Origin of the sequence: Methanohalophilus levihalophilus, assembly GCF_017874375.1 — an archaeon.
GTDB classification, from domain to species: Archaea; Halobacteriota; Methanosarcinia; order Methanosarcinales; family Methanosarcinaceae; genus Methanohalophilus; species Methanohalophilus levihalophilus.
The window spans coordinates 308,342-330,876 of the sequence record NZ_JAGGLK010000003.1; the positions used below are offsets into that span (position 1 = coordinate 308,342).

The 22,535-nt window shown below is 42.5% G+C and carries 23 protein-coding genes and 2 pseudogenes; 20 read left to right on the top strand and 5 right to left on the bottom strand.

Going from position 1 to position 22,535, the window contains the following annotated elements; translation table 11 throughout:
- Positions 1-2: 2 nt before the first annotated feature.
- From rnfA to J2755_RS08990, 5 genes are all read left to right on the top strand, one after another.
- Complete coding sequence (gene rnfA / locus J2755_RS08970; RefSeq protein ID WP_209682226.1) at positions 3-593, top strand: Rnf electron transport complex subunit RnfA; 591 nt, start codon at positions 3-5, stop codon at positions 591-593.
- Positions 590-1,387, top strand: coding sequence for an Rnf electron transport complex subunit RnfB (rnfB, locus tag J2755_RS08975; RefSeq protein ID WP_209682231.1), 798 nt, complete (start codon positions 590-592; stop codon positions 1,385-1,387). Before rnfA ends, rnfB begins: the two co-directional genes overlap by 4 nt.
- Positions 1,388-1,392: 5 nt before the next feature.
- On the top strand, positions 1,393-1,740 hold the full coding sequence (locus J2755_RS08980) for a DUF4870 domain-containing protein (protein WP_209682234.1): 348 nt from the start codon (positions 1,393-1,395) through the stop codon (positions 1,738-1,740).
- 81 nt (positions 1,741-1,821) lie between these two features.
- The gene (locus J2755_RS08985) at positions 1,822-2,778 is read left to right on the top strand and encodes a replication factor C small subunit (RefSeq protein ID WP_209683333.1); all 957 of its coding nucleotides are present in this window, start codon (positions 1,822-1,824) and stop codon (positions 2,776-2,778) included.
- Positions 2,779-2,786: 8 nt separating this feature from the next.
- Entirely contained in the window at positions 2,787-3,287 is a 501-nt protein-coding gene (locus tag J2755_RS08990; protein WP_209682238.1) for a COG2426 family protein, read from the top strand.
- Between the two features lie 7 nt (positions 3,288-3,294).
- On the opposite strand, the gene J2755_RS08995 is transcribed toward J2755_RS08990, so the two are convergent.
- Both J2755_RS08995 and J2755_RS09000 read right to left on the bottom strand, forming a co-directional pair.
- The gene (locus J2755_RS08995; RefSeq protein ID WP_209682240.1) at positions 3,295-3,513 is read right to left on the bottom strand and encodes a histone family protein; all 219 of its coding nucleotides are present in this window, start codon (positions 3,511-3,513) and stop codon (positions 3,295-3,297) included.
- 125 nt (positions 3,514-3,638) lie between these two features.
- On the bottom strand, positions 3,639-3,968 hold the full coding sequence (locus J2755_RS09000; RefSeq protein WP_209682243.1) for a DUF6951 family protein: 330 nt from the start codon (positions 3,966-3,968) through the stop codon (positions 3,639-3,641).
- A gap of 185 nt (positions 3,969-4,153) precedes the next feature.
- Between J2755_RS09000 and J2755_RS09005 the strand changes: the two genes are divergently transcribed.
- The 14 genes and pseudogenes from J2755_RS09005 to J2755_RS09070 all read left to right on the top strand — a co-directional run bounded on the left by J2755_RS09005 (position 4,154) and on the right by J2755_RS09070 (position 19,943).
- Positions 4,154-4,738 (top strand): hypothetical protein, encoded by a 585-nt coding sequence (locus J2755_RS09005; protein ID WP_209682245.1) that lies wholly within the window; start codon positions 4,154-4,156, stop codon positions 4,736-4,738.
- Positions 4,739-4,861: 123 nt separating this feature from the next.
- Positions 4,862-6,502 (top strand): methylamine methyltransferase corrinoid protein reductive activase, encoded by a 1,641-nt coding sequence (locus J2755_RS09010; RefSeq protein WP_209682247.1) that lies wholly within the window; start codon positions 4,862-4,864, stop codon positions 6,500-6,502.
- Positions 6,503-7,242: 740 nt separating this feature from the next.
- Positions 7,243-8,733: pseudogene (gene mttB, locus J2755_RS09015) on the top strand ([trimethylamine--corrinoid protein] Co-methyltransferase).
- Positions 8,734-8,758: 25 nt separating this feature from the next.
- A complete protein-coding gene (locus J2755_RS09020) occupies positions 8,759-9,406 on the top strand; it encodes a cobalamin B12-binding domain-containing protein (RefSeq protein WP_209682252.1) in 648 nt (215 codons plus the stop codon).
- A gap of 191 nt (positions 9,407-9,597) precedes the next feature.
- Positions 9,598-10,647 (top strand): DMT family transporter, encoded by a 1,050-nt coding sequence (locus J2755_RS09025; protein WP_209682257.1) that lies wholly within the window; start codon positions 9,598-9,600, stop codon positions 10,645-10,647.
- A gap of 1 nt (position 10,648) precedes the next feature.
- Positions 10,649-10,945, top strand: a complete 297-nt coding sequence (locus tag J2755_RS09030; protein ID WP_209682259.1) for a hypothetical protein — start codon at positions 10,649-10,651, stop codon at positions 10,943-10,945.
- A 14-nt stretch (positions 10,946-10,959) separates the two neighbouring features.
- Positions 10,960-11,130 carry a hypothetical protein gene (locus tag J2755_RS09035; RefSeq protein WP_209683431.1) on the top strand — a complete coding sequence of 57 codons (171 nt, stop codon included), beginning with the start codon at positions 10,960-10,962 and terminating at the stop codon, positions 11,128-11,130.
- A 167-nt stretch (positions 11,131-11,297) separates the two neighbouring features.
- The gene (gene mtbC, locus J2755_RS09040) at positions 11,298-11,909 is read left to right on the top strand and encodes a dimethylamine corrinoid protein MtbC (protein ID WP_209682262.1); all 612 of its coding nucleotides are present in this window, start codon (positions 11,298-11,300) and stop codon (positions 11,907-11,909) included.
- Between the two features lie 22 nt (positions 11,910-11,931).
- Positions 11,932-13,335, top strand: a pseudogene (mtbB, locus tag J2755_RS09045) ([dimethylamine--corrinoid protein] Co-methyltransferase).
- A 242-nt stretch (positions 13,336-13,577) separates the two neighbouring features.
- Positions 13,578-15,773, top strand: coding sequence for an amino acid permease (locus J2755_RS09050; RefSeq protein WP_209682265.1), 2,196 nt, complete (start codon positions 13,578-13,580; stop codon positions 15,771-15,773).
- Positions 15,774-15,940: 167 nt separating this feature from the next.
- Positions 15,941-17,722, top strand: coding sequence for a cation:proton antiporter domain-containing protein (locus J2755_RS09055; RefSeq protein WP_394357567.1), 1,782 nt, complete (start codon positions 15,941-15,943; stop codon positions 17,720-17,722).
- Positions 17,723-17,829: 107 nt separating this feature from the next.
- The gene (locus J2755_RS09060; protein WP_209682270.1) at positions 17,830-19,059 is read left to right on the top strand and encodes a replication protein A; all 1,230 of its coding nucleotides are present in this window, start codon (positions 17,830-17,832) and stop codon (positions 19,057-19,059) included.
- Entirely contained in the window at positions 19,060-19,620 is a 561-nt protein-coding gene (locus J2755_RS09065) for an RPA family protein (RefSeq protein ID WP_209682275.1), read from the top strand.
- A gap of 89 nt (positions 19,621-19,709) precedes the next feature.
- Positions 19,710-19,943 carry a hypothetical protein gene (locus J2755_RS09070; protein WP_209682277.1) on the top strand — a complete coding sequence of 78 codons (234 nt, stop codon included), beginning with the start codon at positions 19,710-19,712 and terminating at the stop codon, positions 19,941-19,943.
- Between the two features lie 3 nt (positions 19,944-19,946).
- Here the strand turns inward: J2755_RS09070 and J2755_RS09075 are convergent, their stop codons facing one another.
- From J2755_RS09075 to J2755_RS09085, 3 genes are read right to left on the bottom strand one after another with little or no spacing between them, the layout of a single operon-like run.
- Positions 19,947-20,477, bottom strand: a complete 531-nt coding sequence (locus tag J2755_RS09075; protein WP_209682281.1) for a metallophosphoesterase — start codon at positions 20,475-20,477, stop codon at positions 19,947-19,949.
- 8 nt (positions 20,478-20,485) lie between these two features.
- Positions 20,486-21,274 (bottom strand): DUF7839 domain-containing protein, encoded by a 789-nt coding sequence (locus J2755_RS09080; protein ID WP_209682285.1) that lies wholly within the window; start codon positions 21,272-21,274, stop codon positions 20,486-20,488.
- Complete coding sequence (locus J2755_RS09085; RefSeq protein WP_209682288.1) at positions 21,271-21,780, bottom strand: ArsR family transcriptional regulator; 510 nt, start codon at positions 21,778-21,780, stop codon at positions 21,271-21,273. Before J2755_RS09085 ends, J2755_RS09080 begins: the two co-directional genes overlap by 4 nt.
- Before the next feature lie 145 nt (positions 21,781-21,925).
- Between J2755_RS09085 and J2755_RS09090 the strand changes: the two genes are divergently transcribed.
- The gene (locus tag J2755_RS09090) at positions 21,926-22,531 is read left to right on the top strand and encodes a hypothetical protein (RefSeq protein ID WP_209682291.1); all 606 of its coding nucleotides are present in this window, start codon (positions 21,926-21,928) and stop codon (positions 22,529-22,531) included.
- Positions 22,532-22,535: the final 4 nt, after the last annotated feature.

A 22,535-nucleotide genomic window follows, 5' to 3' on the forward strand; every position in this document is an offset into this window, starting at 1 on the left:
AAATGGCTGCTGACGCTTCCCTGTTTTCCATATTTATGGATGGTGTTTTCATCAGGAACTTCCTTTTGATACAGTTCCTTGGACTTTGTTCTTTTGTAGGTGTTACAAAGGACACAAAAAGTGCGGCTGGAATGTCCGGAGCAGTTATTTTTGTAATGACTCTTGCTTCAGTGGTTTCCTTCCTGCTTTATACATATGTTCTTGTACCACTTGACTTGGTGTTCCTGAGACTTATCAGCTTCATTGTGGTGATTGCAGCTCTTGTCCAGCTTGTTGAATTCGTTGTACGCAAAAACATACCTTCACTGTATCGTTCACTCGGTATTTATCTTCCATTGATTACCACAAACTGTGCCGTGCTTGGAGTCGTCCTTCTCAATGTGAGTGCAGAATATTCCTTCCTGCAAAGTGTAGTTTTCGGTATCGCTGCCGGTGTTGGTTATACAATCGTAATGTTAATGATGTCAGGTATTCGTGAACGGGTGACACTTGTTCATGTCCCCTCTTCTATGAAGGGTCTCCCACAAGCGTTTATTATAGCATCCATGCTTGCGATGGCATTTGTTAACTACTTCAAGGTGATCCCCTTATGAGCCTAACAACGTTGCTAGTCCAGTCAATGGCAGTCCTTGGAGGGCTTGGTCTTGCTATCGGTATTATGCTGATTGTGGCATCCAAGAAATTCCATGTAGAGACTAACCCATTGGTGGATGAAGTTCTTGAGATCCTTCCGGGTGCTAACTGTGGTGCATGCGGTTATGCCGGATGTGCTGATTTTGCAGAGCATGTTGTGGAAGATAGTGCACCTCTCACCGGTTGTCCGGTTGGTGGTTTTGATGTGGCCCAGCAGATCGGTAGCATCATGGGACAGGATGTTTCCGCAGGTGAGGCTGAATATCCCTATGTTCGCTGTCAGGGCGGCGTTAACTGTGTCAACAGGTTTGACTATGTTGGGATGGAAGACTGTAAGGCTGTTATGATGCTTTCCGATGGAGAGAAAGGATGTAGTTTTGGCTGTATGGGTCGTGGTGCATGTGTTCGTGCATGTCCCTTTGATGCAATTTATATCGGTGACGATAAACTTCCACATGTCAAGAAAAGCCTGTGTAAAAGCTGCGGTTTGTGTATTGAAGCCTGTCCCAACGACATACTTATCTTTGCAAAAGAGGCTGAAAAAGTACACGTCCAGTGCCTTTCCCATGATAAAGGAAAACTTGTCAAGGCGGTTTGTACATTTGGTTGCATTGGCTGCAAGCTTTGTGAAAAGGCCTGCCCTGAAGATGCCATACACGTAACAAAATTCCTTGCTGAAATCGATCAGGAAAAATGTACTGCTTGTGGCGCATGTGTTGACAAGTGTCCACAAAACTGTATTGAAATGAGGTGATTGTAATGGAACAGCAAAATTATCAAACATCCCTTGGTTTAAACGAAAATCTGGTAGCAGTACTTTGCTATGTAGGTTTCTGGATTACAGGAATTCTTTTCCTTTTAATTGAAAAGAATAATCGCTTTGTCCAGTTCCATGCAATGCAGTCCATTCTCACCTTCCTTCCACTGACTCTCATAGTCTATGCAGTTGGATGGGTTCCCTTTGTAGGGTGGCTGTTTGCCGATTTCCTCGGGTTCTTTTCGATGTTCCTCTACCTTGTACTGATTGTCATGGCATGGAGAGGTTCTAAATTCAGGCTTCCGATATCCGGCAAGATTGCCTACAAAGAAGTATATCAGGAATCCTGATTACTTCCTTTTTTCATAAGGCTTAAAAACCATATTGACATTATCAGTTCATCTCTTTCATATTCTGCGGGAGGAGTTTCTATAAAAGAAGAGATCTGGATCGAAAAATACCGTCCTCAAAAACTTGCCGATGTTGTGGGGCAAACCGAAGCAATTGAAAGATTAAAGTCCTATGTATCAACTCAGAATCTCCCCCATCTTTTGTTTTCAGGTCCTCCCGGAGTAGGAAAAACCGCAACCGCCGTTTCTATCGCAAAGGAACTTTTTGGTGAGGACTGGAATGAAAATTTCACGGAATTAAATGCATCAGATGAGCGTGGTATTGATGTGGTGCGAACCAAAATCAAGAACTTCGCAAAAACCTCTCCTATAGGAGGTGCGGATTTTAAGATCATTTTCCTTGATGAAGCTGATGCGTTAACATCAGATGCACAGTCTGCTCTTCGCAGGACGATGGAGCGATACACAAGCAACTGCAGGTTTATTCTCTCATGCAACTATTCTTCCCGCATAATTGAACCGATACAATCTAGGTGTGCTGTTTACAGGTTCCGTCCACTTTCCGGCGATGCTGTCCGCGAGAGGTGCATATATATTGCCAAACAGGAGGGGCTGGATATTGCAGAAGATGGTCTTGAAGCAATAATGTATGTTTCAGGTGGGGATATGAGAAAAGCCATTAATGCTCTTCAGGCTGCTTCAATGTTTGATACTGTCATACATTCCGATGGCATTTACAGGATAACTGCTACCGCTCATCCCGAGGAGATAGTTGAACTTCTTGAAACTGCCCTTTCAGGGAACTTCCTTCAGGCCCGAAAAATGCTGGATAAACTTATGGTGGAAAGAGGTCTTTCAGGAGAGGATGTTGTTGGGCAGGTCTACAGATCACTCATTGAAATGGATATTCCGTCCAAAAAACTCGTTCATATAATGGATACTCTTGGTGAAACTGACTTCCGGCTGACCGAGGGTGCGGATGAGCGAATACAGCTTGATGCGCTTCTTGCACGACTTTCATATTCGAATGCGGAGTAATTTTCTTTATGGCCATTGAAGAATCACTGGTTGATTTTCTTTCTTCCGTACCGCCATGGATTTCAACAATTTTTTTGGCAGCCCTGCCGATTTCAGAACTCAGGGGTGCTATCCCTCTTGCAATCGGTGTTTACGGGATTGAACCTTTTGATGCATACGTTCTTGCGGTAATCGGGAATATGCTTCCCGTTATCCCTCTTTTGCTTTTTCTTGAACCGGTTTCAAACTACCTGAGGCGGTTTAAGTATATGGACATGTTTTTTGACTGGCTCTTCAACAGGACGAGAAAAAATCACACCGACAGATTTGAAAAATTTGGGATTCTGGCACTGACACTTTTTGTGGCAGTTCCTCTGCCGGTAACCGGGGCATGGACCGGTTGTGCGGCTGCATTTGTATTCGGTATTCGCTTTAAATGGGCACTGCCAGCTATTTTCCTTGGTGTTCTCATCGCAGGAATTATTGTAACTTCACTGACAGTAGCAGGTATAAGTATTGCAGGAATCTGAGCTTGGCTTAATCGTGCGATTGCATCATTTCATAAGCCAGCAGGATGTCTTCTGCCTTCACGGTCTTTCTTCCGGCATGGTTTGCCAGCTTGATTGCCTCTTTTGAAATCTTCATGCCCTGCTCTTCCAGTATTTCGGCAAGGGCTTCCCCGGCACTTTCACTGACCCTGTCTGCGCCTGCTTTCCTGATGACTCTTTCTATGGGTGCATATGGTATAATCTGCATCAAAACAACTCTTTATCTTTTATTTATTTTACAGGCAGTCCGGATAAATAGATTTGCCGGATTTGTTTGCTATTTCGGCGCTACCAATATGATGGTTAAAAAATGAAAATCCCTGAATTAGACATTCAGGACTCTTCAGAATCTGGAAATTCAATACTTACATTTCCGGATTTTTTTGCCAGCGTATCTGAGATGAAACCTGCTTCTATGCTGCATGCATGAAGAATCCCACTTGGAACAATGCAGGATCCACAAGCCTTTGCATCATGCGCTTTTCCAGTAACATAATTATCTCGGATGTCAAATATCTGCATCATGGGAACATCCAGATGGGATATCTCCGCAATTTTGTTGCATCCGGTTTTAATATCAATTGAAATCTCTTTTCCTTTTTTTTCGCCATGTATCTTATGCTTATAGCCACATATGTTTGAATTTACTTTTATATCTACCATGAATATCCTTCCTGTTTTCTTAATACCTAGATTTCCCGAGAAACTATATAACGGTTTTGTTAAGCGCCTGCACAACCAATTATTGCCCGTGCATTTCGATATTCTTAAATATTGAGGGAAAATAGTTCCTTTATATTCTGAACATGATTACTGGCAACCATCAAAAACAAGGATGAGGGATTAATTTGGAAAAAGAGAATATCATTAATCAAGTAATTGAAGAATTATCCAAGATAAAAGGCATTGGGCATTGTGAAGTTTTATCGGATGAAGACAGACGTACCATTAGTGAAATGGAAGCCAAGGCTGATGAAATGACTTTGATGGGCCTTGGAAGGGGAGATAACAAAGGAGTAAAAGAGGTACTCAAGTCTGATGTCCTGCTGGTATTTACCACTGACATGGATTACGAATGGCCTCCGGCACCTAATGTAATTCTCATGCAGGACGGGGAAGTTGTTGGTGAAGATACTGATGATGAAGATAAGCTCAAAGAATATGCAGAATCAAATGACGCTCTTGTCATGGGTAATATTGTAATCTACAATAAATGTGCTCTCTCTTCAATGGGTGGAAAATGTGAACCTCTGGTTGTGGTTCTGCCGCCGAAGAAGTGTACTGAAGTGGAGTGTCTCCCTGAGATTTCCAGTGCCCATCTGGCATCGCCCTCTCCTCCTACAGATGAATTCCTTAAAGAACGTATCTGTCAGTCAAATGAATGTGGATCAGGGACTTTCCTGCTCGGTTTTGATATCATAAATGATACTTAATTTCAAAAATGAAATGCAGGGCGGCGGTTTTGCGCTCTGTACACAAAACCTTATATCTATTTAGGACATTTTATTGTTATTAGGATTCGAATAAAGCCTAGTGCTTAAGTGAGGTGACTTTAATTGTATGGAATTGCTCTTGATTTGGGTACAAGTGGATTCAGGGCCCAATTGATTGATCTTGAGTCCAAGGAAACGATAAAGACAGCTATTACTATGCGGCATCCTCTTCCTGGCGGAAACGTCATGGATCATCTGGATTTTGCTATTCAGGTAGGGCCTGAAATTGCGCATCAGATTATTCTTGATACCGTAAAGGAAATTATTGAACTCTTTAATATTGACAATGCTGAAATCGAAAGACTTGCTGTTTGTGGTAATCCAATCCAGCTTTCACTATTCCAGAATATTGAGATCCGGGATCTTGCCTATGCAGGTGAAAGCAAACAGAAGAAACTTGGTGTTCATAACGTTACCCGCGATGCCAGGGTTTTCGAAGCAAATGAGCTTTTCAAGGATACAATCGATCTTCCAAACTGTACTATTACTGTTCCTCCTGCAATTAAACACGAAATCGGGGCAGATGCTCTTGCTATGATGATAAAGACTGATTTCATAGATCAGGATGCTCCTGCAATGGTAACTGATTACGGTACCAATGCAGAAATGGCTTTGAAAATAGGTGGCAAAATTATAACTGGAAGTGCTGCTGCTGGTCCTGCTATTGAAGGTCAGGGTATAAGTTCTGGTATGCTTGCCAGCCCTGGTGCAATTTCAGATGTCAATGTCGAAGGTGACTATTGGAGAATAACTATTCTCGATGATGATATGGTTCCCCGGAGAGCTCACCTCATAGATCCTATCTCTGGTGAAATCATAGAGGAATCAGATCTGGTGGCAAAAGGTGTTACCGGTACCGGAGTGGTTTCTGCTTTGGCTGTTGCAATCAAGTATGGTGTATGCAGCGGTGTTTCCTGCTGTTTTGGGAAAATTCCTGAACTTCCGGATGGTAAGCTGATTCTTGCAAAGGGTGTTGAAATAACAACAAAAGATATTGAAGAGGCTGGAAAAGCTATTGGTGCAATACGGGCAGCTCATCTGACACTTCTCGTTGAAGCAGGAGTTCCCTATAAGGATCTTGAGTATATGTATATGTCAGGGGCTACCGGGGCTTATGTGGATGCCGACAAGGCAAGAAAGCTGGGGTCCTGTCCGAATTTTGCTAAGAATATCGTGCAATTCGGAAATACTTCTCTCTCCCTTGCAAGGGAGCTTGTTCTTGATGAATCAAAGCTTGATGAAGTAATAGAGATAGCTCATCAGATAACAGCTGATCACCTTATGATGGCAACCAGTGATGTCTTTTCCAAATTCTACCTGTGTGAACTCTCCTACTGGACGCAGGGCATGCCTATGGAAACGTATAACCAGATGCTTGAAATGTATAATCTTCCAACACTTCCGGAGATATGTGAAGCTGTGGTTATTGAAAAGCGTGTTTCAAAGGATATTGATGATGTTGGTAAAGACGGTCTCAAAATCCTTGATGACATTGGTATTACCATTGAGGAAAAGGCACCGGACTGTATTTTGTGCCACAAATGTGAGGCAGAATGTCCGGAAGATGCCATTAAGATTGTGGAAAAGGATGGTGTCAGGTATGCCAATTATAACAGTGAAAGGTGTCTTGGAACCAGTTGTCACAGGTGCGTTGCGATTTGTCCTGTTAATGCAATCCACTACGTGAAGATCAGTCTTAAGTAACGACTTTTGAATTTACAATTTTTATCCCTTTGGATTTCTCCTTCTCATTGGGGTGGAGATTTCCAACGGGATTGGTTTTTTATTCTCCGGTGCGCCGGTTCTTCTGGGAGCGGCAATTGACCGGACATATATTATTTAAGGTTTTTGCAATTGGGCGATTTTTTGGAATCTTTTAATTGACAATATCAGTCATGTTTTTTACGATGTATGTATTTTGCCTTCATTTCCTGATTTTGTTTTGTACATGTGTGACATAAAAAAAAGTGAACAATTTACCTTGATCTATGTTTATCTCTTTATAATCTAACCTGTTCATTCGTCTATTGATGTTGCTTTTCTCCGCAGTGACTACGGCAAAAAGCATTCGGAATCACAAATGAATTTGTTTATTGCATATATTTGTGAGCAGATGTGAAATGAACTTGCAATAAATGTCCTTTTTGTGTTAATTTCTACTTGAAATGCGGATACCGCAAGTTCGACAAATATATATAGTGGTAACTAAAACAGGCTATTGATAGCTTGCAATAAAGGTGGAACTTACAACTTTACAAGTTTGGCAATTTCAAGTTTGTTACACTTATGAGGAGGTTGTAAGTCTGTATATGGGCCAAATATTTCATTGTCGGCCTGTTGCAAATTGCCAGCATGTCCGGGCGGTTTCCTACATGGTATGGCCCCCGAATCATGCGAATATGGTTCCCCTTTGTTACACACTAAAAATTAGGAGTGAAAGGAAAATGAAAGAACACTACTATCCAGGACAGAGTCCTCTGGACGGTGTCGAGCTTAACTTGTTCTCACAGGACGATTTAAGAGCAATACACTACGCCACAATGGAGGTCTTCCAGAACCCAGGTATGCAGGTTTCCGACGCAGAAGCAAGGCAGATCTTCAAGGATGCTGGCTGTGACGTTGATGAGAAAACACAGGTTGTCAAAATCCCTGAATACCTTGTAAACAGGGCTCTTCGTGACTGCCCATCAAGCTTCTATCTCCACGCACGTGACAAGAAGCAGGATGTAAAACAGTCCCACAAAGGAAAAGTAAACTGGACCTGTTTCGGTACTGGTGTCAAGATGTGCAACTATGAGGCACCTGGCGTATTCAAGACCGTAGATTCAGTTGAAGAAGATGTTGCAGCAACCGCAAAACTCTGTGACTGGGCAGACAATATTGACTACTACTCCCTCGCAGTTTCCGCAAGGGACTGGGCAGGCAAGGGTGCACAGGATGTTCACGAAACACTCACACCTATGATGAACACAACCAAACACTTCCACCACATCGACCCTGTCGAGGAAAGTGTCCAGTACTACAGAGACCTTATCGTAGCTTACTATGGTGGCGACGAAGAAATGGCACAGAAGAGACCAACCATGTCTATCCTTCTCTGCCCAACCAGCCCACTTGAACTCAGTGTCAACGCATGTCAGGTCATCATTAAGGGTGCACGCTTTGGTATCCCAGTAAACGTCCTGAGTATGGCAATGTCCGGTGGTTCATCACCTGTATTCCGTGCAGGTACCCTCGTTACACACAACGCAGAAGTACTCGCAGGTATCGTACTCGCACAGCTCACCGTACCAGGTACAAAAGTACTCTATGGTAGCTCAACCACAACCTTCGACCTGAAGAGGGGTACTGCTCCAGTCGGTGCACCAGAACTTGGTTTGATCAGTGCAGCAGTCGGTAAACTCGCACAGTTCTACGGTCTTCCATCATTCGTAGCAGGTTCATAGGCAGATGCCAAGGTCCCAGACGGACAGGCTGGCCACGAGAAGACAATGACCACACTCCTTCCAGCATTTGCAGGATGTAACTCCCTGTACGGTGCAGGTATGCTCGAGCTCGGTATGACCTTCTCACTTGAACAGTTGGTAATTGACAACGATATCATTGAGATGACAAAGTCCGCAATGCGCGGTATCCCTGTCAACGATCTCACCCTTGGTGTCGAGTCCATCCAGAAAGTAGGTATTGGAAACAACTTCCTTGCACACAAGCAGACCAGGGAATACATCGGTGTTGTATCCGATCCAAAGCTCATCGACAGAATGATGTTCGGTGACTGGGAAGCTGCAGGTTCCAAGGACATCGCAACAGCTGCACACGAAGTTGTTGTTGACGTATTCAAGAACCACGAAGTCAAGCCAATCGATGCTGACATCCTCAAGGACATGAAGGCTGTCGTAGACAGAGCTGACGAAGAAGTCAGGGCTTCAATGTAATTACAATATTTCAGGAGTTCTAAAAATGGTTACTCAAGAAGAATTAAACGAGAAAGGAAAAGCCGCAGTTATGGATTTCGACGACGAAGCAGTTGTTGAAGTCGCAGAAGAATGCATTTCCGCAGGTCTTGATCCTGTATCACTCATTCAGGATGGTTACACTGCAGGTATGAACGAAATCGGTGACCAGTTTGAGCAGGGCACACTCTTCCTGCCACACGTTATCGCCGCATCCGAAGCAATGAGCGCAGGTGTCGAAGTACTCACCCCTGAACTCGAGAAAGCAGCAGCAGAAACCGAAAACAAGGGCACAATCGCAATCGGTACAATCGAAGGTGACATTCACACCATCGGTAAGGACATCGTTGCAACCATGCTCAAGATCGCAGGTTTCAAAGTTGTCGACCTCGGAAGGGACGTCGCTATTGCAGACTATGTACAGGCTGCTAAAGACGGTGCTGACATTGTCGGTTCCTCTGCACTCATGACCACCACAATGGTTCTCCAGACCCAGGTCGAAGAACAGCTCAAGGAAGCTGGCGTACGCGACAAGGTCATGACCATGGTCGGCGGTGCACCTGTCACCCAGGACTGGGCAGACAAGATCGGCGCAGACATCTACGGTGAGAACTCCGCAGATGTAATCGTCAAATGTAAGGCAGCTCTCGAATAAGTTTGTCTTACAGGGATGTATCCTCAGGGATACATCTCCCATTTCATTATTTCAGCTGGTTGTTGTTACAACCCGAAATGATGGTTTATATACGCCTCTAATATCTATACAACATCTCTAAAAACAAATTGTATTTGTTTCAACTATAAATTCTTGTAAATTGAGGAAATGAACTGGAGGAGGAATATTCTTTGGATGTTCAGGAATTAAGAAAATTAGAACTTAAGAGGAAAGTTAACAAAGGTTATATGTGGGCTTTCTTCTGTGCAGTACTTTGGGGTCTCTGGTATATCCCAGGTACAATCATTTGGGCACTCCCACCTTTTGACTCAATGTGGGTAAACATTGATGCATCAAATGGTGCAAGTGCAGCTACAGTAGTAACAGCTTTATTGATTTCAGCTTTCAATGCATTGACCGTTATCCTTGCATTGCTTGTCTGGAACGGTGTGCTTGGTAAATTCGGCGAAATGAAGAGAACCCTTAAGGCCTTCCACCCATGCAGCAAATGGTTCTTTGCAGCATCTATCTTTGGTGGTCCTATTGCAATTCTGGGTTCATTTATTGCGATCGGCTTTGTAGGTCCTGCTTTTGGAGCAGTCGCAGCATTGTTGTACCCTGTAACTGGTTCTATTCTCGCATATCTCTGGTATGGTGAGAAAATTACCAAGAGGGCAGCAGTCGGTATCTTCGTCATCATGATTGGTGGTATTACCATCTTCGTAGGTGGCGCACTCACAGAACTTAGCGCAGGCAGTATTGCCTGGGTAGGATATATCGGTGGTCTTATGGCTGCTGTTGGCTGGGGTGTTGAAGGTGCAATTGCAGGTAAGGGTTTGGATATTGCAGAGCCTGACGTGGGTATTACACTCAGGTTCCTTGGTGAGAACCTTATCTACTGGGTAATTCTCATACCAATCGTTGTTGTGGCTATGGGTATCCCTATGTTCTCCTATGCAATCGAAGCGCTTAACCCAATGGCAATTCTGGTTCTTGCTTTCGCAGGTATCACATTCGGTTTCTGTTACGTTTCCTGGTACAAGTCTTTCCCACTGATTGGTGTAGGACGTGGACAGGGTGTAGCAAATCTGTATGGTCTTTGTGCTGTTATCTTTATCTACCTCTTCTTCGGCAGTGTACCGGAGTGGACGATCTGGGTAGGAGCAGCTCTTTGTATTACCGGTAGTTTCATCATGTTCTTTGAAGAAGCCGGTGAAATCGAATCTCTGAGAGGTGACTAAAATGGCTGGAGATCAACCAATAAAGTTCAGGATCCTTCAATTGTTCCTTGATGAACAGGAACATTGGCACAGCGAGATTGTAAAGACCATTCAGGACGAATACAATATGCAGGGCAATTTCCAGAGGGATTCCATCAACTTTGATATCCTTGAGCTGGCTTCCGGTGGCATGCTGAAATCAGTTGAAACCAAAGTTGACGAAGAAGGGGGATACAAGAAAGGTTTCCTTTTGCATAAATACGTGATAACAGACTTTGGAAAGACTCGTGCATCCGATGCATGTCTGGAGTATGTCTGATGGAGGTATGAAGTATGGGAATGATAACTGATATTGCAACTTTGAACAATGCATACTATGGAGAAGGCGTGTATGATCTGTACGCTGCTCCTTTCCCTGCAGCAGAATATACTTGGATGATCGCAGTAATTATTTTGGGATTACTTGCGCTCTGGCAGGCACGTTCTTTCGTGTCTCAATTCTAAAGTAACGACAAAATATATATAGAGATTAGAGGCTTTAATGGATACTGATGGTGGATGTTGCCATCAATATCCATCATTTAATTACATTTTTTCTATAGTTTCCCTATAGAATCAACATTCTTGAAAAGGAGGTTGTAACTACGGCAAACGAAGAATTATACAAAGAATTGGCTGATGCAATCGTCAGCTGCAAAAAGGACGCTGTTTTAGCAGCTGTTGCAAAAGCACGCGGTACTATCGCTGCACCAGACATCATTGAGAACGGTCTGGCTGCTGGTATGAACGAAGTTGGTACACTTTTTGAGAGGGGTAAATTATTCCTTCCACACGTCATGATGGCTGCAGAAGCCATGCAGGCTGGTGTCGACGAACTTCAGGATGAAATGGGAGAATCTTCCGGTAGTGAGAAGCTTGGTGTAATCGTCAACGGTACCGTCGAAGGTGACGTTCACGACATCGGAAAATCTATCGTATCAACAATGCTTCAGGCTGCAGGCTTTGAAGTCCACGACATTGGTCGTGACGCTCCTGTCAAAGATTTCATTGACAAGGCAAAGGAAGTTAACGCTAACATGGTCGGTATTTCTGCACTTATGACCACCACCCTTCAGGGCCAGAAAGAAGTTATCGAGGCTCTTAAGGAAGCAGGTATGCGTGACAATGTCAAGGTCATGGTCGGTGGCGCACCAGCAACCAACGCATGGGCAAAGAAGATCGGTGCTGACTGCTATGCAGAAAATGCAACCGAAGCTGTCAACAAAGCTAAAGAATTGCTCTAATCCTTTTAATAGGTGATTTGAAATGGCAACAGAATACATGCTCAGGATGGGTGACGGTGAAAAGATCTTCATGACAAAGGAAGACATCCTCGCTGACATCCAGGAAGGTAGCGCTGACGCAGCAGACCTTGCAGAAGTTCCAGCACTTACCGATGACGAAATGGACAAGATGCTGTCCATTATTATCAACCCTAACAGGATTGTAGGTGTCGAGCCAGGCAAAGAAGTTCCAATGACCCACGACATTGGTTCCATCAGGATTGATGGTGACCAGGGTAACAGTGGTGTTGGTATCCCATCCAGCCGTCTTGTCGGCTGTCAGATGCACGAGAGAGCCTTTGGTGCAGACACAATGGAACTTGGTCACATTGACTACAGTTACAAACCCGTCAAACCTGTTATTGCACAGGAACAGCAGACAATGGAAGTTTGCCAGATGAACATGGTAATTCCTCTGCTCTACGGTGCAATGCCAAACCTTGGTCTTTACTACACCCCTGATGGTCCTTTCGAGAACCCAGGCGACCTCATGAAAGCATTCAAAATAGCAGAAGCCCGTGAATCCATCGAGAAAGCAGGCGACCATGCAACCCGTGACATCACATGGGTCATGCAGCGTCTCCAGGCTGTTGGTTGTGACGGTGTCAACTTTGACACAATCGGCGCAGCTGGTGATGGTGACTTCTACGCATCCCTCTACGCAATCAAGGCACTCAGGGAAGAATTCCCTGGTATCTACATCGAAGCCGGTATGGCTGGTGAATGTACCCTTGGTATGCACGGAGAACTCGAATACGAAGGTAATGTTCTTGCAGGTCTCTGGCCACATGAGCAGGTCCCACTCGCAGAAGAAGCTGGTGCAAACGTGTTCGGTCCTGTCTGCAACACCAACACAAGCAAATCCGCCGCATGGAACCTTGCACGTGCAGTAACCTTTACAAAAGCAGCAGTCGAGGCAGCCAACATTCCATGTCACGTTGATATGGGTATGGGTGTCGGTGGTATCCCAATGTATGAGACTCCACCAATCGATGCAGTAACCCGTGCAAGCAAGGCAATGGTAGAGATTGCCGGCGTTGACGGTATATAGATCGGAGTCGGCGACCCACTCGGTATGCCGATTGCACACATCATGGCATCCGGTCTTACCGGTATGCGCGCAGCTGGTGACCTTGTTGCCAGGATGCAGTTCGACAGCAGCATGCGCATTGGCGAAGCTAAGGATTACGTTTCTAAGAAGATCGGTGTTGACGTAGCAGATCTTGCCAACGAGCACGTCATGAGAGAAGTTCGTGAAGAACTCGACATTGGTATCATTACCTCTGTCCCAGGCTGTGCAAAGGGTATCGCTGCCAAGATGAACATCGAGAAAGTTCTTGACATCGAAATCAACAGCTGCCAGAAATTCAGGGAAACTACCCAGTAAACCTAATTTCACTTGCCTGCTTTTTAGCAGGCATCACTTTTCTTTTTTTGAAAAATAGTTGTTGACTTTTTGTTATATATATTTCATAACTATTTTATAATTAAAACCCTTTTTAGTATTGGTTATAATCTTGGTTTGTAGGGGATTCACTATAAGTCTACAGATTTCTTTGTTGCAATTCTGAAAATTAATATTTTATAAACAGTTAAAAATGCGCTACATCTTGTTTTAATGAGGATATAATGGCTACAATTGAGACCAAAGAGAGATTGGGGCGCAGTCTTGGTTTTTTTGCTACATTTGCAATAGGGACTGGAACCATGATTGGTGCAGGAATTTTTATCCTTCCTGCAATTGCGACAGCTAATGCCGGACCTGCTGCAATAATCTCTTTTTTGTTAGGCGGAGTTATTTCAATGGCTACAGCTATAAGCATGGCTGAACTTGCAACCGGCATGCCCCGGGCCGGAGGCAGTTATCATTTTATTAGTAGAGCAATGGGAGCTGGATTTGGTGTAGTTGTTGGTTTTGGGGCCTGGTTAGCTTTAATGTTTAAAGGTTCGTTTGCTCTAATTGGTCTTGCCGATTATTTTCAGGTATTTTATAACCTTCCGATCTATTTTGTAGCAGTTGCAACGGGTTTAATTCTTCTTTTTATCAATTACAGGGGTGCCAAGAGCAGTGGCACATTACAGAATATTATCGTTGTTTTTTTATTGCTAATACTTGGCTTATTTATCATCAAAGGCATTTTTATACTTGATATGGAAAAATTCACTCCTGTAGTTCCCTTTGGCTACAGCTCTATTCTTGCTACCACGGGGCTTATTTTCATATCATTTTTAGGCATAACTCAACTTGCGGCAATTTCCGAAGAGGTGAAAAACCCTTCCAAAAATCTTCCAAGGGCATTTATTTCATCAGTGGCGGTTGTAACCCTGATTTATGTTGGTGTTATGGTTGTTATCAATGGGACTTTGAACCTAGAAGAATCAGTAAACACAAACACACCCCTTGTCGATGTAGCTGATTTGATGGCTGGTAATCTTGGGAAGGTGGCTATTGGAATTGCTGGTATTCTTGCTACACTTTCGACAGCAAATGCTGCTATATTGTCATCTTCAAGATTTCCCTTTGCAATGGGTAGAGATTCATTAGTACCTCAATGGTTCATGGCAATTCACAAAAAATTTGAGACTCCCTCTCGTGCGATTTTGACCACTGGAGTAGTAATGATTCTTCTCTTGTTGTTATTTGATGTAGAGCAGCTTGCAAAACTTGGAAGTACTTTTAATATATTGATATTTGTTTTGATTAATATATCAGTGATTATCCTGAGAAAAAGACACTTGGAAGGATATGAGCCTGCTTTCAGGGACCCTTTTTTCCCTCTAACACAGATTTTTGGTATTTTTGGCAGCTTAATCCTCTTGCCTTTACTTGGGTTGTTGCCTCTGTTTTTTGTTTTATTTGTTGTATTTGTAGGATTATTTTGGTATACATTTTATTGTAAAGGGACCGCAGCTCCTGGATACAGTTTGTTCGACATGCTGGAAGACCGGGTTTCAGCTCCTTCCATTATTCCCGAATCTATGATAAAAGTTTTAGTTCCAATTTCTAATCCTCGACATGAAAGGGACCTTTTAAATTTGGCAGATTGGCTTGGGGATGATATAATTGGTCTTCACGTAGCAAAGGTTCCACAGCAGACAAGCTTGAATGCAGCTCAAGAAGCATATCATAAACGTGGTAAAGAAATAAAGCATCTATTGCAGGAAGAGTTTGAGCAGTTCCCTGCTCTTTCTGGTCACAAAAGAGAATTTATTATTGCCTTTGATCACAGTGTTTCAAATTCAATAGTTGAGCAGGCTAATATGGAAAATGTGGATATTATCGTCATGGGATGGCATGGACATAATAGATTCAGTTATTCTCTTGGAGATGTGACAAATGAAGTACTTTCATTCTCAAAAAGTCATATTATCCTTTTGAAAGGTTATCTTCCTGAGAAGATAAAGAGAATTGTGGTAACCTATGATGGCAAAGACAATTCTAGTTATGGTGTTTATTTAGCCAAAAAGCTGGCTATAAGTACAGGAGCTTCAATTCAAGTTGTCAATATCGCCCACCCAGAGAAGGAACCCATTGACAAAAGCAAATTAATTGCAGATCTCAACAAGATAATCGGAGATGATGACAGGGTTTTTGTCACGTATGAATTCATAGAACGATTTTCAATTGCTGATGGCATATTGGAATTTGGAAATAATGGAGATTTATTAATAATTGGAGATTCAGGTCAACGATTCAAGGTTTCGTTACTTGGAAAATTGTCTCAAAAGATAACCAAACATTCTGCCAGTCCAGTGCTAATTGTGAGGACAGCTAAACCTATATCTAGAGAAGGCTTGACTTATTGGATAAGAAAAAAGCTCTAAACAAGCAATATTTAAGAAACCTATTTCAAGGAATAGTTTATTTGTGAATATCACAGGGAATTCGGCCAACATCAAGCATAATCTCTTTTTTACAGGGTATGGATGAAACAATGGTTACATCATTATATTTTATGGAAATAATTGTTCTTTTGCTTTTATTGAGTTTGATGGCTTATACCTTAAGTAAATCATTTCATATCCCGATTATTGTATTTCTCCTTCTAGAAGGAATTATTGCCGGCCCAGAAATATTGAACATGCTGGATCCAAATGTTTTTGGTGATGGCCTAACAGTTATTGTATCACTTTCTGTGGCTATAATTGTTTTTGATGGCGGGTTGCACATTGATTTGAGGCATATCAGGACAGTCCAGCAAAGTGTTTTACGACTTATATCTGTAGGAGTATTGATTACATTTATTTTGACGACTTTTGTCACGCACGTATTGTTAGGTGTTCCACTTGCATTAGCAGCCCTTTTTGGTGCTTTAATCTCAGCGACAGGTCCTACTGTTATAACCCCTATGGTCAAACAGGTTCGTCCTAACCACAAAGTTAGTAAGGTTCTTGAATTAGAGGGTGTTTTAAATGATGCAGGTAGCGTTATACTTGCAGCACTTATTTTTGAATGGATTGTTTCCCAGTTGTCGGGTTTTGAAGTAGTTTCCTTCATCATTTTCAGAATTTTTATAGGTGTTTTATTTGGAGTTTCCAGTGGTTTCCTTCTAAGTAGATTTTTGTCAATGGAATCTCTTATCAGTGATCAAACGACCAGGATCGTTACCATAACAATGGTACTTGCAACTTTTGTAATCGCAGAAATTTTCGGCAACGAATCAGGCATTATGGCAGTAGCTATTTTTGGTATATATGTGGGAAGTTCTAATGTTCCTAATAAACCTGTAATAAAAGAGTTTAAAGCAGATATTGTTATCATTTTATTGTCTTTCATTTTTTTGATACTGGCATCAATGTTGAGATTTGAAGATGTGGCTAATATTGGTTTCAAAGGTTTTGCTATTGTGTTCCTTCTAATGTTTTTCATCCGCCCAATAGCTGTATTCATTTCTACTTTTAAATCAAAATTGTCTCTGAACGATAAATTGTTCATTTCATTTACTGGCCCAAGAGGTATTGTCCCGGCTTCTATAGCTACTTATTTTACGATAAAGCTCAATAATATGGGTATTATTGGCGGCGAATTCCTGGTAGGGCTTGTATTTTTAGCTGTTATAATTACAGTTGTAACAACTGGATTTTTATCTAAAAGAGTAGCTAAATTTTTAGGAGTGATCCCAATGGAAATACTTGTCATAGGTGGAGGAGAAGTAGGAGCAATCCTTGCTGAGAGGTTTGAGAAAAGAGGGGAGAATGTTATTGTTGTAGACTCCTCTGAGGAAAACTGTTCAAAATTGATAAAATCTGATATCAGGGCAATTCATGGTGATGCTGAGGATGTTAAAGTCCTGAAAGAAGCAGGCATCGAAAATGCCAAATATGTTGTTGCTACGACAGATCAGGATAATACAAACCTTCTTGTGGCTCAGATTGCAAAAACCAAGTTTGGTTTTAAGGAAGATCAAATTGTTGCAAGGGTCAACAATATAGAAAATCTCCACGCCTTCTGGGATCTCGGTATACGCTCAATGAGTCCTGCTATGACAACTGCCCTTGTACTGGATAATATGGTAGGAAGACCTCACATGTTTTCCATGTGTGAAGTGGGAGAAGGTGCTGATATTCTTGAAGTGCGCGTAAGCAATCCAAAAGTTTCCGGCAAGTCTATAAAAGAACTAAAGCTTCCTGAAAATAGTCTTCTGCTCATGGTTAGGAGAGGCGAGCAGTCCTTTATTGCTAACGGCAACATAGTTCTTGAGTATGATGACATTGTCACGGTCATTGGGGAAGGTGGTGCTGCTCAGCAGATATCACAAATGTTTGAAAGGTAAAAAATATATTACTTTCAGACAGCTTTAAACAGGTATATATCCTCTAAAGTCATACTGCCTTTTGCCTCCCCAAAATGAGAGAAAACTGGAGGTCTGAGGTAATTAGTATGGAAAGAATTGTTAAAGAGATTCAGGATAGCTTTGAGCAGCTTGGAATTTCGATTCCGGCTGAGCAAATTGAAGAGCGTCTGGACAAACTGCTTACTAAGTTCAAAGTGCCGGAAGACGAGGCGCGTAGAACCGTAATTAACTATTTCTCAAAGGAACATGGTGTGGGAAAAGAGCAACTTTTCAAGAAACGCACCTCTGAACCGTCTCAAGTGGGTGACATAACCGGTTCGGGCCAGTGGCTGAATCTCCGTGTAAAAGTTCTGCAATTATGGGATAATACTAACGAATCTATTTCCCAGGTTGGTCTTATCGGGGATGAGACCGGCAGTGTAAAGTTCATTAAATGGGCTCGTGACTCGCTTCCAGATCTTGAAGAAGGCAAATCATACCAGCTCAATAATGTTGTAACCAATGAGTGGAATGGGCGTTTTGAAATAACCCTCAATAAGACCACAAGTGTTGAAGCAATTTCAGAAGATGTAGAAGTCTCTTCTTCATCACCAACAACTGATGTTACCATCGGGGAAATCAGTGAAGCCGGGCAATGGGTGAATATCTCTGCAAAGGTCATACAGATATGGGATAATACTAACGAATCAATTTCCCAGGTTGGAATTATCGGGGATGAATCCGGCAGTGTAAAATTCATTAAATGGGCTCGTGACACGCTTCCAGATCTTGAAGAAGGCAAATCTTATCGTTTTAACAATCTTGTGGTGAGTGAATGGAATGGTCGCTTTGAGGTTGGGTTAAATCGAACCAGCAGCATTGAACCTCTTTCCGAGGATATTGAAATCGGACCGACTTCTTTCACCGCTGCAATGGTGGGTATCCAGGAAGGTTCCGGTTTAATTAAACGTTGTCCGGAATGCAATCGCGCCCTGACAAAAGGCGCCTGTATGGATCATGGCAAAGTGGAAGGCAACTATGACTTACGAATAAAGGCAATTCTTGATGATGGCGCCCGTGTTCAGGACGTATTAATCGGAAGAGATTTGTCCGAACAAATGGTTGGTTTAAGCCTGGAAGAGGCCATAAGTCTTGCAGCAGATGAGCTTGATCAGAGTGTTGTTTTAACCCGTATGAGGGCAGAACTTGTTGGGAAATATTACAGCGTTGATGGCTCTCCCACAGAGAGATATTTGCTGGCTGATACGGTAAAACCGGTTTCAGATCTTGATATGTCGATTGTAGATGAACTTATAAGCGAGTTGGAGGTGGAGTAAATGGCAGGTTACACACGTGAAGTTTCCAAAAGGGTTTTTGCTCAGGAATTCCGCAATTCTGATCTGTCATTCAGGGATGGGGACGATGTATATTCCCCACAGTACCTGCTCACTCCTACAGGAGCAAAAGTCAATCGTCTTTTCCTTGTTGGAACATTGCTTGAAACAGAAAACATAGGTACTGAATCTGAATACTGGAGGGGCAGAGTTTCAGATCCTACAGGGTCTTTCCTGATCTATGCAGGCCAGTACCAGCCTGATGCTGCTCGCATCCTGGCAGAATGTGAAACGCCTGCATTTGTTTCAGTTGTAGGGAAACCAAGTACTTTTACAACACCTGATGGTGATGTACTAACTTCTGTTCGTCCGGAATCCATTAACATTGTGGATGACCAAACCCGCGATCTCTGGGTTCTTGACGCTGCACTCCGGACCATGAAACGTATTGAATCGCTTGATAGCAATGATGAATACGTTAGCAGGGCAAAAGAACATTATAGTACTGATGCCAAATATTATTCTAACATGGTTTTGGAAGCATTGAAGTCCCTTAAATCCTGAGTTTTATAAGGTGGGATATGTATTCCATATCCCTTTGGCTTTTTCCAAAATGACTGCTTAATTAAGGATATGAAGGAGTTGACGATATCATGAAAACATATCTTTTGGTTTGGTTTAGCAGTGAAGGTGCGAATCCTTCAGAGGTTAGCAGAAGATTGATGTCACTAGGATTCAAGCCGGTTTCAGGAAACTATGATTACGTTTTTGATTGGGGAAACAGTGTTGAGTTGGATGAAATTGTGAAATTCGGTGATAAAGTACACCTAAGCCTCAAGGGCATGAACGTGAGGTTTAAAATAGAAACTATTAACGGCAAGAACTGAATTTTATTTTTCCCGATTGAGATCTCGTGAAAAAGCAACATACCCGCAGCTGGAACCTTCAACTTCAATAAAGCTAACTTTCAGTTTTCCATTTTCAATGTTTAGTTCTGCCATCATAGGATCTGACATTCGGGGATTTGTGGGTGATCCAGGGCACAAAAGAACAACATCACTTTCTTCGTATACCGGATGGTGTATATGTCCGAAAATAAGGATGTCAACACCCATTTCGAGTGCTTTGTATCTGATTGCAGTTGTGTCGTTAACTGAGAGGGCGCCTTCATGGACAACTCCAATCCTGATACCTTCTACCTCAAATTTGAGGGTTTTTGAAAGTGTTTTTCTAACTTCGTAAGGATCGGTATTCCCATAAACGGCTTTTAATTTTCCGGTGTTTTCAAATGCCTTGTAGGCTTCAAACGAAGCAAAATCACCAGCATGAATTATCATGTCATGGTCTTTCATATGCCTGTTCACACAATCTGGAATAGTGCCGGATTTCAGATGTGTGTCTGAAAGAACAAGTATTTTCATGAATTGCCTCAGTGAAGGCTAAGATCTACAAGCTCATACTCGAGATTTTCCATCTCCAGGCGGCTCATAATTGGTGGAACTTCTTCATCAATGGCCACGATGATGGATGATACACCGTGATATGCAGCTTCCACAATAGATTCCTTGGCACCATAGCGCACATCCGGCTCGACATCAATCTTACGCAATGCGATAAGGGATTCAACCCCAATGGCGGCAATGTAATCCTTTGAGCTTGTAAGGGTCTTGAGACGTGTAAGATCCACATTGCGTGATCCGTCACGCTCACTACGGGGGATTTTACAAACGGTTATGGCAGAAGTCTCAAGGTCTATCATTCCGGTAAGGTTTGTTACGCCTACGTCTTCTCCCTTTTCAACTGCTGAGATAGTAATGCCTCTTGCATCTACCTCATCGGTTTTGCTGACGTAGAGGAGTCCTTTTCTCATGTGAAGAAATACTTCGTTGCCCTTTTCCAGTTTTTCATCTGCGATAGCAGTCCATGTGGATACATGACTGATTATATCGCTCATGACAAAATTAGCATATTTCTTCATGTCTGAAGCGTTTTCCAGAACCCACTCTACACCTTTTTTCGTTATCCTGTACCTTACCCTTCCATCGGAGTAAATGTATCCATCAGCGGTGAGATCTTTAATATATTCGGAAACCGCCTGAGGAGTTACTCCTATTTTCTCGGCTATTTCCTTTTGCCTTACATTTGGCTGGTGTGCGGCAACTTCAATAAGTATCTGGAATTTGGTGATACCACTTTTACTCTGAAGAATGTCAATCATTTATCTTCCTCGTTCATTTTGAGCCTTTGACCCATAACGGTTAACCTGTCTGAACGCCTTGCAAGTGATCTGACATACAGGGGGCTCCTGTTAAGTGATCTTGTTAATGAACTCATTGAATGGTTGCCGTTTTCAACTTCACGTTCAAGATCTCTGATCAAATCCTTGATTTCCTCATAAGGGGTAAACGTCAGGGTAATTATTTCACTCAGGTCTTCAAATGAACACTGGAAGTTTGCCTGTGCCTTGGAGTAAGATGAATGGTATTCTTTTTCGGGTTTTTCACCAGGTTTTGGCATTCTCCACTGGATTTCCAGTAATCCGCATCTTTTCAGTATATTCAGACTTTCTTCCACGTCAAAACCCATTACTTCATCGAGCTGGGATTTAGTCATCCACTCGGCAGTCAATGCGTTAAATACCTGTTTGTGTTCCTTCGACTGGAACGTCTGAAGGAGGGGGACTAGTTCTGATGGGTCATTTATTATTCGGGTACGCCTTGGCATTACCAATACCTCGGTTAGGGGGTGGGGGATTTAAAATGAGCAGTTCGTATATTTTGCCTAGAGTAATTGGTTTTAAGCTTAATAAACCTTTCAATCTAACAAAGCACCGATAAGTTTATTCAGTTCTGTTACCAATTAAAGTAATATGTCCGATGCTCTTTGTGATACTATTCTTGGTCTTCTAGAGGGTGGCAAGCAATTGTCTATCAGCCACATCACAAGAGATCTGAAAGAGATGGATATGGAGGAGCACCGCCTCGTAATCACAGGGTATCTCAGGGCACTTCGTGACGTTGGAAAACTGGCCGAAATTGAAGTTCCTCCTTCCAAGACTTATAAACTCCTTGAAGAGTCAGAAAAAGGTGAGAAAGATATCTATTCACTTTTGCAGGATTCTCTCAATAAAATTGAATCAAAAGAACGGTTTAATGTAGCTGTCTTTTTAGTAACTAACCTCTTTGAACGTCCAATATTTAAGGAAGAGCTAAAGCTTCTGGGAATAACTGAAAACCAGATAAAAACTTCATTGTCCAATCCTTCCGGAATTGTAAAGCAGGTACCTGACTCAGAGGCAAAAGGACTGCGCAAATCTATTAATAAAATTTCAATTCCCAAGTCTGATCCTGCTTACAACTTAGACGGAGGAAACGAAGAATTAGCTCTTGAAGCATTTCCAGCACTCGTTGAAATCTCCAGAGCTACAGTAGATCTTCATGGTCTGGTGCCTACAAGGCTTGACTCTTATCTGTAAAATA

Coding starts and splice junctions, on each gene's coding strand:
- J2755_RS09000 (WP_209682243.1), bottom strand. CDS start 3,968: ATGGTAGATATAAAAGTAAATTCAAACATATGTGGCTATAAGCATAAG.
- J2755_RS09085 (WP_209682288.1), bottom strand. CDS start 21,780: ATGCCAAGGCGTACCCGAATAATAAATGACCCATCAGAACTAGTCCCC.
- J2755_RS09090 (WP_209682291.1), top strand. CDS start 21,926: ATGTCCGATGCTCTTTGTGATACTATTCTTGGTCTTCTAGAGGGTGGC.
- J2755_RS09080 (WP_209682285.1), bottom strand. CDS start 21,274: ATGATTGACATTCTTCAGAGTAAAAGTGGTATCACCAAATTCCAGATA.
- J2755_RS09020 (WP_209682252.1), top strand. CDS start 8,759: ATGGTTACTCAAGAAGAATTAAACGAGAAAGGAAAAGCCGCAGTTATG.
- J2755_RS08990 (WP_209682238.1), top strand. CDS start 2,787: ATGGCCATTGAAGAATCACTGGTTGATTTTCTTTCTTCCGTACCGCCA.
- J2755_RS09065 (WP_209682275.1), top strand. CDS start 19,060: ATGGCAGGTTACACACGTGAAGTTTCCAAAAGGGTTTTTGCTCAGGAA.
- J2755_RS09055 (WP_394357567.1), top strand. CDS start 15,941: ATGGCTTATACCTTAAGTAAATCATTTCATATCCCGATTATTGTATTT.
- J2755_RS09030 (WP_209682259.1), top strand. CDS start 10,649: ATGGCTGGAGATCAACCAATAAAGTTCAGGATCCTTCAATTGTTCCTT.
- rnfB (WP_209682231.1), top strand. CDS start 590: ATGAGCCTAACAACGTTGCTAGTCCAGTCAATGGCAGTCCTTGGAGGG.
- J2755_RS08980 (WP_209682234.1), top strand. CDS start 1,393: ATGGAACAGCAAAATTATCAAACATCCCTTGGTTTAAACGAAAATCTG.
- J2755_RS09060 (WP_209682270.1), top strand. CDS start 17,830: ATGGAAAGAATTGTTAAAGAGATTCAGGATAGCTTTGAGCAGCTTGGA.
- J2755_RS09070 (WP_209682277.1), top strand. CDS start 19,710: ATGAAAACATATCTTTTGGTTTGGTTTAGCAGTGAAGGTGCGAATCCT.
- J2755_RS09075 (WP_209682281.1), bottom strand. CDS start 20,477: ATGAAAATACTTGTTCTTTCAGACACACATCTGAAATCCGGCACTATT.
- rnfA (WP_209682226.1), top strand. CDS start 3: ATGGCTGCTGACGCTTCCCTGTTTTCCATATTTATGGATGGTGTTTTC.
- J2755_RS09035 (WP_209683431.1), top strand. CDS start 10,960: ATGGGAATGATAACTGATATTGCAACTTTGAACAATGCATACTATGGA.
- J2755_RS08995 (WP_209682240.1), bottom strand. CDS start 3,513: ATGCAGATTATACCATATGCACCCATAGAAAGAGTCATCAGGAAAGCA.
- J2755_RS09050 (WP_209682265.1), top strand. CDS start 13,578: ATGGCTACAATTGAGACCAAAGAGAGATTGGGGCGCAGTCTTGGTTTT.